We start from the raw sequence: 12,916 nt of genomic DNA, 5'->3' as shown, positions 1-12,916 counted from the left end.
TCATTTGGAAAGATTTGTTGGGGTAATCTTTGTCGCCAAATAAATTGAATAATCGCTGCCAGTTTTGGTTATACTTGTTTTCCTATAAAGTTGAATCCATGTTTTCTGCGGTTTGGATTTAAGTAAAACAAATGGATCATTCAACTGATATTCGGTGACAAGTTTCGTCTGAGACAATTTTCCATAATGTTTTTTATAATATAATAAAAATTATGCCTTGTTTATACTCAAGATTCCAGTTCCCGAGTTTATCCACAAAAGAAAGTTGTAAAGGTATTAAATGTACTTTTTAACGCTGATTCATCGGACTACAATATGATGTTTTTTTTTGTGTCGATTATAGCCATACAGCCCAATCTCCATAGTCAAATGTTCCGCTGCCATGATTCAATTTACCTTCATCTTGCAACTGCTGGAAAGCATCACGCATTCTGGCCAGGATTTCAGGCTGAATATTCAAAGTGTGATGTGCGGGGAACACATGCTTCACCGGAAGAGCAGAAACGTGGGCCAGAGAATTGAGGTATGCTTCTGGATCGGTGGACGGAAAGAAAGCAAGCAGTGTGTCTTTATAAACCAAATCTCCTGTATAAAGATAACCGCTATTCTTTTCCCAAAAACACATATGGCCCGGTGAATGTCCGGGCGTATGCACTACTTGAACAATGCGGTTTCCAATATCGATTACGTCATTTCCCTTTAGCACTCTGGTTGGTTTACCCTGAAAGAATTCATATTTGAAAACATCAAAACCTTCCGGCAGATCACAGCGGTCAACAACCATGTCTTGAATCTGATCAATCGTCAGAGGAAATTCTCCGCTAAGCCAGTTTAATTCATCCTCATGGGCGTAAAAGTTTGGAAAATATTTATGACCACCAACATGATCCCAGTGAATGTGGGTAGCTACAGCGATTACCGGCTTATCAGTTAGCTTGATGACTTCTTCATAAATATTACAAATTCCAAGCCCAGTATCAATCAGCAGACTATATTCAGATCCATTCAGGAGGTAACAATGCGTTTCCTCCCAGTGGCGGTATTCGCTGATGATATAAGTTTCCTTATCAATTTGATCTATTGTAAACCAATTCTTCATTTGGCTCCTTCCTCATTACTATTCTTAAAAATGCTGTTTATTAATTTTTAGGCCGTTGTGCTGCGAACACCTAAATGATTATACGGCACCCGATATAATGAATATTTGAATGTTATCCGATCATTGAAAAATCAATTTAATTCGAGACTAACATGCCCAGATAAAAACTGTCCAGGGGAAATTTATTACACTAATTACCGCACTGGTAAGGGTTCTCCGAAAATAAGGTGGTTAATATTTTTGTTGATCGAGCGGGCTCAAGGATAAGTATCCGATGGTGGAGTATTCAATAGCTGGAATAATTAAGGATACCGATACAAATCAAAACTTTATTTGATCGAGATTCTGGTGAATGCTGATGCAAGTATCCGAAGATTTTTGATTTGCAGAAAAAGCGACACTGGAAGATCAAAGTATCGGCAAAAAATCAAAATTCATGACCACAATTAACAGACAAAAAACTCGCTTTTTTACTACCTCACAAGCCTACCTCAAAATGGTTGGGAGCATTACCTGTTTCTCACGAATTGTCTACAATGAGACGAAGTTTAGGTAGTTGTTTATGAATGCGACCCTGTTCAATCTGTCTTGTTCTGTTTTCCATAATTCGATCGAAGGTTTTATTGTATTTTGCACATCGTAGCTTCAAAATATTATTTGCATTTGTTGGATACCACCAAGCACCTGAACGTTTGAGGCGGACATTGGAGATAAACTTATTTGAACTTTCTATACCACCACTGCCAATGTGGTAACCTCCACGCTTCAATGAGCCATAATTGATCATCTCTATACGCTCGGTGAGGTATCGAACGGTTTTTTTAATTTGATCTTTGGCTGCATCTGATTTTGGTTTCATTCGTTTGATTCCGGAAATAATTCGATCTGCCTTGTTCAGGAAAAGACGAGTAAGCGTGGCCTCTACCCACTCCCGTGCTTTCTGGTTGCTTTTGCCGTATTGAGCATTGGCCAAGTCATTTAAGTATTCGCTGCAATGATAATAATCCAATACTTTTTTAGCATCAGGATAAATTTCCTTTGCTCGATTCCAAATCCAAGGTGCACCGTCTCCAATAAAACATATGCGGACTTTGTCTTCAGGAATCAACCCGGCCTGCTTGATTTCTAAAAGATCGTTCGCAAGTTCTTTATCACTTTTAATTTGATGCCAACTGATTAAATGGACCATATCTTTATTATCAAGCAGATATATGCGAAAACCTTTAACTTCTTTCCATTCGCCCTTACCTCTTTTTCCCTTTCTTGGACTTGGTTCACGACGGGTTGGTGCATGGGCACCGTCTATACCGATCATTAAAACAGGACGACGAAATCTACCTTCTGAAAGTACGTCAATTTTATGCTGAATCTCGACTTTATCAGGGCAAATATCCAGCAAATGTATATCATTGGCAATTTCATTGACAACATCGTGGGCATGGTGGTTACTCACTTTAATACCCGCACATCGTTCAAGGGCTTCAACGGATGTTTCATAAGGCATTTCGGCTGCTAACCACGCCTCTAATTCTTGGATATCTGACTGTATTTTCCTATTAGAAAGCCCCAATACATTATCCAAGGGATAAAATCCAAAGCCGCAGGGCTTACAGTAAAAATAAGGCCGATATAAAGTCACCGGTCCAACAAGCGTATCAATGTCACGTTTGACTTTTTCGGACTTAGCTTTAGTTTGCTGATGGCACTTCGGACATTGACAATATTGTTGCTCAAGCAGATGTCCATATTTTTTCTCGATGATTGCTAAAGCCGCTTGCCCCATTATTTCTGAACGGTTTGTAAAAAGGCTTTTCGATATATCTGTTATGGATTCCATTGAGTCATCCTTTTCGATCTGATCCAAACGATTACTGACGAATGATAAAAAGTTTAATTTCCAGCTTTCTGAATCTATAGGTGTGGCTTGAATTTCTGCTAACATGGGATTTCCTCCCTTTAAAAAATCAAGGTCTATTACCCATGGTACAATATTACAGATCGCAGTTGTTGTCTAATCGATCTACTCTTCGTGAAGAAGCTTTATCAGCAGTTATTGCCAATATTTATAAAATTTCCTCCTATTTTCATAGATTTCTGGGGAGAAACAGGTAATGCTCCCAAAATGGTTTAACCTTGTGTACCATTTTCTGGGGGAGGATCAAGATGATTATATGGAAGGCCAGGTGATGTTCACAGGCCTATTTTGTGCCATAAGCCAGATACCGTCTCCACCTGAGATTTTTTCGTCTGTTGTCGGGTTAACAATGGCACTGCCACCAGTCTGCATGGCAAATGTCAGATAGTTGTACTTTTCCTTGAAAAAGTTGTGAAGTGTCCACCATGAAATATCCTGTATGGAATCTGGAGCGATGATATAGTATATTTCCTCACCATCATCATTTCTTAACAGAGTCTGCAACGGGATGTGAACCTTGTCCTGCATGGCCTGAACCATCATCTCGGCAGTCATCTGCATGATGACCTGGAAATCACCAGAAACACTGGAAAAGGTATCAAGAGAGTCGGAAAATTTGCAACGAACTGTAATTTCGCAAGCATCTTTTTTTAACTTAAGGGCATTAATCAGTGCAAATAAACTTTCCTTATCAGTTCCGGTATGGATGATAATCCTCTTGGCCGCTTTAATGTTGGCCTTTTTAAGGGCAAGAATGGTGTCGGGTCGTCCTTTGACAAAAAATACATTCTCCAGATCCGGAAATGGGTGCCGTGAAATATCAGCCACAAGGACCACTTCCATGCTGGCATATGTTTCATCCCCCTGGATCTGTTCAATCAGTTGTTCGGTTTCATCTGTTATACCCACCAGCAATATATGATCGCTGTTTGTATACTCTTTTTCTCCATGCATTTTTTTATCTCTCCTTTCAATTAATGACGAGGCAATATGCGTAATAAATGCAGCACCAAGTCCGATTCCCATGGTGATGGGCATCAGGACCGCCACAATTCTTCCTGCATTTGAAAGCGGGAAAAGGTCCCCATACCCGACTGTTGTGCTGGTGACAATGCTCCACCAAAGCGCCTGGTCAAAATGGGTCAGACTGGAGCCAGGAGGCTCGACCAATGAGATAGAGACACTTGAGATCGATAAAAGAGCCAGATAAGCAAAAACAAGGGTTACTCCTTTTCGCTTTAATCCTGCCCGAAAAATATTTTTCATAAAATAAAGCAAGCTGTTTTCCCTCCAGTTATAATATTCTGTTTTTTGCCGGACGCTTTTGGGGTATGAAGTCCAGAGGCTCATCACTGGTGTGAATTTTCTGGATTTTTGTTGATGCGCCCTTATCACCCAAGTGACATATCAGGTTGTATCCTCGTACCTGAAAAAAATAAAACAGCAGAATAGACATGTGATGAATAATTTGATCATTACTCAAAATATTAACAAAATAAAAAATGGAACTCAAATCAATAATGGATTTTGATATTCCCCCGATCTTTTGGACACTCAGATAAACCACTTTTAGGTAAATTCATATCATACTGATGTGATCAATGATAATTATCCTAAGGTGGAGTATTAAACGGTCGGAATTGTCATGAATACCAAAAGAATACATCACAGGAAATCTGGATTGATGTTGATGCCAATCATGGAAGTATCTTCTTTTTATATATTACAGCCTTTTACACTTAAACTCGTGGATGGAAGCATCTAAAATATTACGTTCAAGCTGCATATCAGGCTTCCACCAAACTGCATGATCACGTTTCCTTTTTGTGAATTCTTGCTGTGCATTTATTATATTTTCTTGTGTTTTTTGCGTGAACATGGGGGATATTCCGGCAATAGACACAACATTTGCGTCATTGGTTAATCTATCTTTATCAAGGACACCTTTTTCATTGAAATGCAAATAATAATAAATCGCTCGTATAACCTCTGTCGGCTTTCTGTTTTCAAGCTTCACACCAATTTCTGCAGCCCGCACACGCTTTCCAGCAAACCTTTCCAATTTCTCTTCATTGGTGCATTCTAATAAACGTTCAAATTTATTGAGTGACACTCTAAAAATCTCAGAATCATCTGTAATAATAAAAAATCTTACTGATACAGAACTCATATGGCTATCCTTTTAAAGTAGACTCTTTAATCTTGATGGCCACAAACTTCCCACCCTTCTTTTTCTTAACAAGGCCAGCTTTCTTTAAGTGAAACATATTGTTTGAGATTTGTTTCCCGGTAAAGCCTGTCAATTTCATGATCCCCTTAGCATCTATGCCGGTCTTTCTGGATTGTATGGCTCTCAAAATTATTTCCTTGACCCCCTCTGGTTTTACTTTGGGTTTAGGAACCTCGGAAACAGGTTCTGGATTTACAATAGTTTCAAGACTCTGAGGTGCCTTTTCTTCAATAGGTGGCTTTTGGTTATCAGAAGTTTCTTTGGTAACATTCTCTTGCTTCACAGGAGCCTCTTTAACAGGCGGTGCCAAAACTGGTTTGGCTAATGCTAATAGGCCTTCGAGAAAGTTTCTGATAGGCGATTGTATGAGTTCAGAAAATTCTTTATCTAATTCGACTGTGAAATTTATCTTCATGTTGACTCCCTATAGATTAATGATATTATTTTCCTATCATTGCATTAAAAGGAAAACAAGGGAGAAGTTGACTCTGATTGCTGTGGGGTTTTCCCCAGAATATTCAAGCTGACCATTCAAAACCCCTAAAATGCAAAAATTAACACTCAACACTTATTATCCCTGTCGAGAGATTTCAGATTCTTAAAGCCTTCAGGATACAAAAGCTATTGGAAACGGCAATTCTGCAATAAATCGGTTCCAGTGAATGCAAGTTAAAATGAATCATTCCTGAGCAGCTTGTCGAATTTTCTGTTTTATTTTTGAGACGATCGCTGCGATCTGTTGCTGGGCTTCATCGGCCAGATCAATCCATTGGATACCGTATTTCCAGTTTTTTTCAGTATCGCTTGAGCTGTGAACGATGCGTGCGGTCAGGCCCTTTATTCGACTGCCTGGGATAATCAATTCAAAGTTTTCAATCAATTGCCCAGCCGTGAATGATGCCTGGTCTTTGTCATCAATATTGACACCTTCCGGACTGATGTCGACAACACGATATGTTTGATTGTCAAGCATGACAACAATATCATCTTGAAATTCCACAGGCACCCTGAAAGAATGGCGGATCGTTGTCGGGTCTGATCGCACATTATTTGAACCCGGCATTTTATTTGATGGTGTGTTGGCCATAACAGCCTCCTTTAATGAGAGATAAAGTGCTGAAGCAATTCTATTGGTCTTGATGCTTTGAATATTTTAGGATAAAAACATGCTTTTTGTAAAGGAAAGTATGGAAAAGCTAATAATTAACAACACCCTCTCAAATTAGATTTATATTAACTTGAAATTTCTGGATCGACCCCGCTCAAGGTTAAGTATCCGAAAGCGAGAGTATTCGGGGTCTGGAATAATTTAGGATACCAATTCAATTGTGAATTCTTTGGATGAAGGGATAGAGCGCAACCCGTATTAAGCCAGGGCTGTAAGGTTGTTTATGTATTGACCTCCCTCTGGACAAATCCCAAGCGGTGATCGTTGGCACCTACGCAATCGTTTTTATCATTGCATTAATCCTCTTTTTAAAATTGTTTTTTTAAGGTAGCTGGAGCGATTCTAATTCAGCCATTGTTTTATAATCGGTAATATCACATTGAATTGGAGTTATAGAAATATAGTTTTGTGATAATGCCTCCACATCTGTATCAGCTTCACCATTGACTTGATCTATATTGTCATACCAAAAATAAGATCTATTCTTTGGATCAGTTCTCTTATCAAAATGTTTAGATATATTATTTGAAGCCTGCCGTGTAATTTTAATGCCTTTGACATCATCAATTGGAATACTGGGAGCATTAATATTTAAGAATGTCCCTGGAGGTAGTCTGTAATCGTGAATTTTGTTTACTAACTGGGCAATAAATTGGGACATCCCTTGAAAATCAATAGTGTTTTCGGTCCTGAATATAGAAACAGCCATACTTAAGATACCATTAAATGTGGCTTCCCTTGCTGCTGCAACTGTACCTGAATAGTTGATATTAATCCCTGTGTTGCTACCCGGGTTAATCCCGGAAATTACCAGGTCAGGGGGATTGGTACAAAGTTCAAATAAACCCAGTTTAATGCAGTCTGCTGGTGTTCCTGAAATAGCATATATCTCATCTCCACTATCTAAGTTTATTGCTTCAATCCTCATGGGTTCATTAAGGGTAATCCCATGCCCCACCGCACTTTTTTCTCTATCTGGTGCAATCAAAATAACTTCGTGATGAAGTTTAAGAGTTTCATAGAGTACCAGAATCCCTGGTGCATTATATCCATCATCATTTGTGAGAAGAATTTTCATAATTTCCTATTTCCCTACAACTGTGTATTCAATTTATTCCGCAAAATCTCAGCACATTTAAACGTAACCGTTCTCCTCCCATCCAGCATCATATCCTTCCCAGTGGCTGGATTCCTTCCCTTTCGTGGTGCTTTTTCATTCACCAGAAATTTCCCGAATCCTGATATCATGACATCCTCTCCAGATGCCAAGGTGGCTTTCATTATTTCAAGAAGATGCTCGGCTGTGTCTTTTGCTTGAGTGGGCGACTGGCTAATTTTTTCTGAAATTTTTTCAATGATTGTTGTTTTGGTACAGGTCAATTTGGGTGTTGCTCCTATTCTACTTTTTGATGATAACTGTCCTTTTTTTGCTGTATATATTGCTATTGTGGAGATGCTGTCAAGAAATTGGTATCAGTCCTTGTTGCAATGCAAACAAAATACGTAGGGCGCAAGTGCTGCTGAACAAGATGCCAAAAGCTTCCCAGTTTGCTCACAAAAAGGCGCAGTCGACTATAATTTTGTAGACGATCTTTTTTGAACACCCCAAAATGTTAGAGAGCGATAAACAAACCTTCTTTTGTTTTCTCTACTTTTTTCTCTTTCTTCAAATGAAACATATTATTTGAGATCTGTTTGCCGGTAAAACCAGTTTGTTGCTGCAGATCTGTGGTGTTAATACCGTCTTTGTTCTTTTTGATAGTTTTGAGAATGGTAGCTTTCACTGATCTTTGCGGCTTAGCTTTCTTTTTGGGTTTTTTGGGTGCTGAATTCTTTGGTGGCACTGGTTTTGGTTCAATATCCGGTGTGTCTTCAACAGTATAATCAACCTTTTTAAACATGCCAATCAGATCATTGATTTGTGTTGAAATCTTTTTAAATGGGATCTGGAACAACTCAGCTGATTCTTTGTCTAATTCGATGGTAATGGCAATTTTCATTTTTCTCCCTCATATTTGTTGGTAAAAATATCAATTGATAAATTAAAATAATGCACTTAGAATAAAAAAACAATACAGTTACCTCCAATAAAATTGAACAGAATCTTCATTGATTTGATTATGCGTTTTCCCATATATTTGAATTTCACATCAAAGGCAGAAAGTTTTGTCTATAATATATGCGGTATTGTGGGGAACTTTTAAAAAAAGAAAGCGAGCCTTTCACGTTAAATTGCTCACCCAGGTATTATTGATAATTACCGCACAATGTTTCTGTTAGTTTTCCCTTGCTTTAACGGAGAAAAGTTGTGTACAAGCGTTTTAATTCGGCGTAAAAGTCCCGGCCATCCCAAATCCAACTTAGATTCCTCCTGAATATAATTTACCATCATGGACAGAAAATGTGGGATGGAAATTATCTCACCCGGATAATCTTATGAAAGAGCAAAAAAGCTGTTATCTGCCCAGTTGGACTGATAACAGCTTTAAAAATAGTTTTTGAATTATTCTTGAAAAGAATATGTCTCTGGGTCAGCTTCAGGGCTCAATTTGATAATATTCTCGCATTCAGCACTGTTGCATTTCAATGTCTCTTCAAATTCATCCGGAGTAAATTTTCGACGTAGTTGATTGATAATTCGAAGTGACGTATCATAGTGGCGCAACAATACTGTTGCTTTCTTATTTACAGCAACCAACTCCTCTTCAACAGCATGTAAAGCATTTAAAGATTGATTTTTTTCTTGCTCATACTTTACAATTTTTTCTTTTATTTTTGTGAAAAGTGATGATCTCTCATATAATGCTGCAATTTTAAGATGCTCTGCCTCATACTTGATTGGAAAATATGTTTTTTGAGTATCGGTAAGAAATTTTATATCTGTATTCCAGAATCCATCCCAATTCCAAAGAAGAGCAACAATAATTACTAACAGTGATAAACGAACTAAAATTGTGATCAAGATTTTAATTCCGCCCCAAAATCCGGGAATGTACTTCCCCGGCCCGATTTAATTCAATCCATCTAATTCCCTTAAAAATAAATTTTTCAAAATTTAATTTCTTCCATATAATTCCATTTCGTACCCAACGATGTTTACATGGAGGGAATGATGGATCCGATACCTTGTCCCGGTTGCGATTCGTTTTTTGTGCCAAGAAATAAACTACAGATTTTTTGTACCGATCCGGATTGCCAAAGGACCAGAAAAGCCCTATGGCAAAAACAAAAATTGGTATGTGACCCGGAATACAAAAAAGATCAAAAATTGGCTAATCAGAAATGGCTTCAGAATAACCCCTATTACTGGACAAAATATCGTCAAAGAAATCCGAAAAAAGCTGACAGGAACCGCTCTTTACAGAAAATCAGAAACTGTAAAATTCAAAAAAACAAGGTCCATTCCAAGGCATCAAGAACTATCGGTATTGCAAAGATGGACTCGAGCAAGTCCAGGAACCAAGGGCTTTTAGGCCAATATTGGCTTGTTCCCGTCGTTGCAAAGATGGACCCGGTAAAAATTTTTATCGCTACAGCCCCAGTCTGTTCGCCATAATTGCAAAGATGGACTCGAGGACTGGAGAAAAATTTTGTGTTACAGAGATCATGAACCCCATCAGGCCAGGAGGGCATCATGATAAGAAAAAAAGTGCTTATTCAAGACCGGATACGCCGTACCGGCAAGAGTTTTTGTTTTATCCCTCACCGTTTCCTTACAGACGGATTTTTACAATCATTGACCCGGCATGAGTTGGCATTATACCTGTTCCTTGTGTTGGCCTCAGACAAACATGGCCTTTCATATTACGGAGACAAAAGCATCTGCTCTAAACTGGGCCTTAAAGAACAAGACTATCTTTTTGCCCGCAGTTGCTTGATCCACAAAGACCTTATCGTTTATGACGGCACCCTGTTCCAGGTGCTTTCCCTGCCGAAAAGTGCCCATAAAATATAAGGAGGAGCAATGATTGACATGAGAATGATTTTTGAAATCCACCGGTTAAAAGATATGGGAATGTCCAATCGAGAAATCTCAAAAGCAATTGGCTGCAGCAGGAAAACGGTATCAAAGTATATCTCCAACCCAGAGTCGAAACCATCTAAAAGGAAAGCCCGGACGCTGAAACTGTCACCATACCACGACTATATCCGGGAAATAATAAACAGATATCCAAAGCTCAAAGCACCCGTTGTTTTACGTCAGATACAAAAAAAGGGTTTTGATGGCGAAATAAGCATTTTGAGGGATTTTCTGCGTAAAATCCGGGGACAGTCCTTAAAAAAGCAGGCGTATAGCCGATTTGAATCAGAACCCGGGCAACAAATGCAGGTTGACTGGGGGCATTTTGGGACCATCTCCTATGGAAAAACCAAAAGAAAGCTGTATGGGCTTGCCGTCATCGAATCCCACAGCAGGATGCTTTATGTTTCTTTTACCCATAGCCAGAAACAAGAAGCCCTTCATCAGGCTTTGTTTGATGCCTTTAAGTATTTTGGCGGCCCTCCGGAAGAACTTGTGGTGGATAACATGATCACAGCGGTGACTGAACGGACGGGCGCTCTGATACGTTTTAATGGCAATTTTCTTCATTTTTTACTCCCCCTTGGTATCAAGCCTGTGGCCTGCAATATCAGATCTCCCCATGAAAAAGGAAAAATTGAAAGAAGCATTCATTATATCCGGCACAATTTTTTGCCATTAAGAGAATTTAACAACCTGCCAGAACTCCAGTCCCAGGCTATGGAATGGTTAAACAATATTGCCAACACCAGGACACATAGTACGACAGGAGAAATCCCGGTAAAAAGACTTCAGAGATACCGACTTAAAAAGTTTCCGTATCCTGCCCCGGATTACAGGGAAATACACTCCTTATATGTCCATAAAGATTTTTCCGTGAGATTTGACTCCAATACGTATAGTGTTCCGGTTTGGACGATTGGTAAAACTGTTGTTTTGAAAGCAAATCAGGAAAAAGTATGGATGTATTACAAAACCCGATGTATTGCCGTCCATGCTCGGTCCTGGGAAAAAAAACAAAGGATCGAACTCGAATCCCATAAATCACAACTTCATAAGCTTAGAAAAAGAAGGCTTGCTGACAAAAACGTTCTTGCCTTTTTGTCTTTGGGTCAAACGGCGCTGGATTATTTGAATGAACTTGAAAAAACAAGGTCTCCATTAAAAAAGGACATCATCCAGATAATGACCCTGAAAGACAAATATGGAGACAGTTCAATAATTATCGCCCTGAACAAAGCATTGGATCTAAAATTATATGGTGCGGGTTATATCCAGAATATTCTTTACCAGGAGATGACACCCAAAACCTGTCATCCACCTGTGAAACTGAAAAGTGATACTCTCAACGAGATAAGACTTTGCTCCCCAAACCTTGCAGAATATGATGCTCTGGTACTCAAAAAAAGGAAAAAGACATGAATACCATTATAGAAAAGTTCAAAACATTAAGGCTGAGAAATTGTGCCAAAAACATAGAAAGCATCATTGAACAGGCGAACCATAAAAACCTGTCTCCCCTTCAAGCCATTGAACGGTTAATCGACATTGAAATAGAAGAACGAGATAAAGCCAGGATGGTATTAAGGTTCAAGCAGTCCGGGCTTGATACAAAGGTCACCATTGATCAATTTGATTTTAATTATCACAAGTCCCGACAGGCTCAAAAAAGTATAATCTTAAACCTTATGGATCTTGAGTTTATTGAGAAGAAAAAAGATATCATCATGATTGGCAATCCTGGCACAGGAAAAAGTTATTTGGCTAAATGTATCGCCTTTGCTGCGACCCAGGCTGGAATAAAAACGCTTTTCACTACTGCCATGGATATGATCAATCATTTGATAGCAGCGGAAGCGGATCATAATCTGCTCAAAAAACTTAAATATTATCAATCACCGGATACTTTAGTCGTAGATGAAATTGGGTACCTTCCGCTTGGCCAACAGGGATCAAATCTGATTTTCCAGGTAATCAGTGCAAGGCATGAGAAAAAATCTACTATGATTACAACCAACTTGCCATTTGCTCAATGGGGAAACATTTTTGACAGCACTACTGTTGCCACAGCGATTGCCGACCGTCTTGTGTACAACTCTGATATCCTTGTATTGGAGGGCCCAAGCTATAGAAAGAGGAATTAATCGAAAAAAATAAAAACTGAAAAACTGGTAATTTTTTAACCGGCATATAAGACCTCTTGATCGTTTTTTTTAGTATCAAAATGGATAGGTACGTCCTAACTCAGGTGTGGGGCATTCTAGAATCCTGGTTTTGGGGCAAAAACAAATTCCTGATCACACTAAAATACCATCTATGTAATAAAAAGCGCCTCTACTTTTGGGTGCAAGGGGATTTGATGATTTTTCAATTTTCTCTTCAGTCATTTTTTCCTCCTTTATAAACATAAATTCAATATTGAACCCCAAACCCTGCAGTCAGCAAAAAGAAGGATTTGTAAGGCATTAAGCATTTATTAAAAG

14 protein-coding genes are annotated in these 12,916 nt (G+C 38.8%); 4 read left to right on the top strand and 10 right to left on the bottom strand.

All coding sequences use genetic code 11. The features are described 5' to 3' along the window. Positions 1–337 precede the first annotated feature (337 nt). The 10 genes from ACZ45G_RS22705 to ACZ45G_RS22660 form a co-directional block, all read right to left on the bottom strand. Positions 338–1,099, bottom strand: coding sequence for an MBL fold metallo-hydrolase (locus tag ACZ45G_RS22705; RefSeq protein WP_464172790.1), 762 nt, complete (start codon positions 1,097–1,099; stop codon positions 338–340). Between the two features lie 520 nt (positions 1,100–1,619). Then, entirely contained in the window at positions 1,620–2,936 is a 1,317-nt protein-coding gene (locus ACZ45G_RS22700) for an ISKra4 family transposase (protein ID WP_464179995.1), read from the bottom strand. Between the two features lie 330 nt (positions 2,937–3,266). Next, positions 3,267–4,280, bottom strand: coding sequence for an ion channel (locus ACZ45G_RS22695; protein WP_464172789.1), 1,014 nt, complete (start codon positions 4,278–4,280; stop codon positions 3,267–3,269). 457 nt (positions 4,281–4,737) lie between these two features. Beyond that, complete coding sequence (locus tag ACZ45G_RS22690) at positions 4,738–5,184, bottom strand: hypothetical protein (RefSeq protein WP_464172788.1); 447 nt, start codon at positions 5,182–5,184, stop codon at positions 4,738–4,740. Between the two features lie 4 nt (positions 5,185–5,188). Beyond that, on the bottom strand, positions 5,189–5,659 hold the full coding sequence (locus ACZ45G_RS22685; RefSeq protein ID WP_464172787.1) for a hypothetical protein: 471 nt from the start codon (positions 5,657–5,659) through the stop codon (positions 5,189–5,191). Positions 5,660–5,923: 264 nt separating this feature from the next. Then, positions 5,924–6,331 carry a PilZ domain-containing protein gene (locus tag ACZ45G_RS22680; RefSeq protein WP_464172786.1) on the bottom strand — a complete coding sequence of 136 codons (408 nt, stop codon included), beginning with the start codon at positions 6,329–6,331 and terminating at the stop codon, positions 5,924–5,926. A 403-nt stretch (positions 6,332–6,734) separates the two neighbouring features. Next, positions 6,735–7,490, bottom strand: a complete 756-nt coding sequence (gene surE, locus ACZ45G_RS22675) for a 5'/3'-nucleotidase SurE (RefSeq protein WP_464172785.1) — start codon at positions 7,488–7,490, stop codon at positions 6,735–6,737. Positions 7,491–7,504: 14 nt separating this feature from the next. Beyond that, positions 7,505–7,792, bottom strand: a complete 288-nt coding sequence (locus ACZ45G_RS22670; RefSeq protein WP_464172784.1) for an integration host factor subunit alpha — start codon at positions 7,790–7,792, stop codon at positions 7,505–7,507. A gap of 233 nt (positions 7,793–8,025) precedes the next feature. After that, positions 8,026–8,412 (bottom strand): hypothetical protein, encoded by a 387-nt coding sequence (locus ACZ45G_RS22665; protein WP_464172783.1) that lies wholly within the window; start codon positions 8,410–8,412, stop codon positions 8,026–8,028. Between the two features lie 503 nt (positions 8,413–8,915). Further along, the gene (locus tag ACZ45G_RS22660) at positions 8,916–9,374 is read right to left on the bottom strand and encodes a hypothetical protein (RefSeq protein WP_464172782.1); all 459 of its coding nucleotides are present in this window, start codon (positions 9,372–9,374) and stop codon (positions 8,916–8,918) included. A gap of 147 nt (positions 9,375–9,521) precedes the next feature. On the opposite strand from ACZ45G_RS22660, the gene ACZ45G_RS22655 reads away from it, so the two are divergent. From ACZ45G_RS22655 to istB, 4 genes are all read left to right on the top strand, one after another. After that, a complete protein-coding gene (locus ACZ45G_RS22655) occupies positions 9,522–9,968 on the top strand; it encodes a hypothetical protein (RefSeq protein WP_464171866.1) in 447 nt (148 codons plus the stop codon). A gap of 78 nt (positions 9,969–10,046) precedes the next feature. Continuing rightward, positions 10,047–10,367, top strand: a complete 321-nt coding sequence (locus ACZ45G_RS22650) for a hypothetical protein (RefSeq protein WP_464171865.1) — start codon at positions 10,047–10,049, stop codon at positions 10,365–10,367. Positions 10,368–10,376: 9 nt separating this feature from the next. Then, the gene (istA, locus tag ACZ45G_RS22645; protein ID WP_464171864.1) at positions 10,377–11,855 is read left to right on the top strand and encodes an IS21 family transposase; all 1,479 of its coding nucleotides are present in this window, start codon (positions 10,377–10,379) and stop codon (positions 11,853–11,855) included. Next, positions 11,852–12,577 (top strand): IS21-like element helper ATPase IstB, encoded by a 726-nt coding sequence (gene istB, locus ACZ45G_RS22640; RefSeq protein WP_464172781.1) that lies wholly within the window; start codon positions 11,852–11,854, stop codon positions 12,575–12,577. Before istA ends, istB begins: the two co-directional genes overlap by 4 nt. The last annotated feature ends 339 nt before the right edge of the window (positions 12,578–12,916 follow it).

The organism is Desulfoconvexum algidum, from assembly GCF_055382125.1.
Note: the sequence above shows the minus strand (reverse complement) of the source record. Positions and strands in the feature narration are given on the sequence as shown.

Excerpts from the sequence above, each read along its gene's own strand:
- ACZ45G_RS22665 (WP_464172783.1), bottom strand. The coding sequence starts at position 8,412 with ATGAAAATTGCCATTACCATCGAATTAGACAAAGAATCAGCTGAGTTG.
- istA (WP_464171864.1), top strand. The coding sequence starts at position 10,377 with ATGATTGACATGAGAATGATTTTTGAAATCCACCGGTTAAAAGATATG.
- ACZ45G_RS22685 (WP_464172787.1), bottom strand. The coding sequence starts at position 5,659 with ATGAAGATAAATTTCACAGTCGAATTAGATAAAGAATTTTCTGAACTC.
- istB (WP_464172781.1), top strand. The coding sequence starts at position 11,852 with ATGAATACCATTATAGAAAAGTTCAAAACATTAAGGCTGAGAAATTGT.
- ACZ45G_RS22680 (WP_464172786.1), bottom strand. The coding sequence starts at position 6,331 with ATGGCCAACACACCATCAAATAAAATGCCGGGTTCAAATAATGTGCGA.
- ACZ45G_RS22705 (WP_464172790.1), bottom strand. The coding sequence starts at position 1,099 with ATGAAGAATTGGTTTACAATAGATCAAATTGATAAGGAAACTTATATC.
- ACZ45G_RS22700 (WP_464179995.1), bottom strand. The coding sequence starts at position 2,936 with ATGGAATCCATAACAGATATATCGAAAAGCCTTTTTACAAACCGTTCA.
- ACZ45G_RS22690 (WP_464172788.1), bottom strand. The coding sequence starts at position 5,184 with ATGAGTTCTGTATCAGTAAGATTTTTTATTATTACAGATGATTCTGAG.
- ACZ45G_RS22655 (WP_464171866.1), top strand. The coding sequence starts at position 9,522 with ATGATGGATCCGATACCTTGTCCCGGTTGCGATTCGTTTTTTGTGCCA.
- surE (WP_464172785.1), bottom strand. The coding sequence starts at position 7,490 with ATGAAAATTCTTCTCACAAATGATGATGGATATAATGCACCAGGGATT.
- ACZ45G_RS22695 (WP_464172789.1), bottom strand. The coding sequence starts at position 4,280 with ATGAAAAATATTTTTCGGGCAGGATTAAAGCGAAAAGGAGTAACCCTT.
- ACZ45G_RS22650 (WP_464171865.1), top strand. The coding sequence starts at position 10,047 with ATGATAAGAAAAAAAGTGCTTATTCAAGACCGGATACGCCGTACCGGC.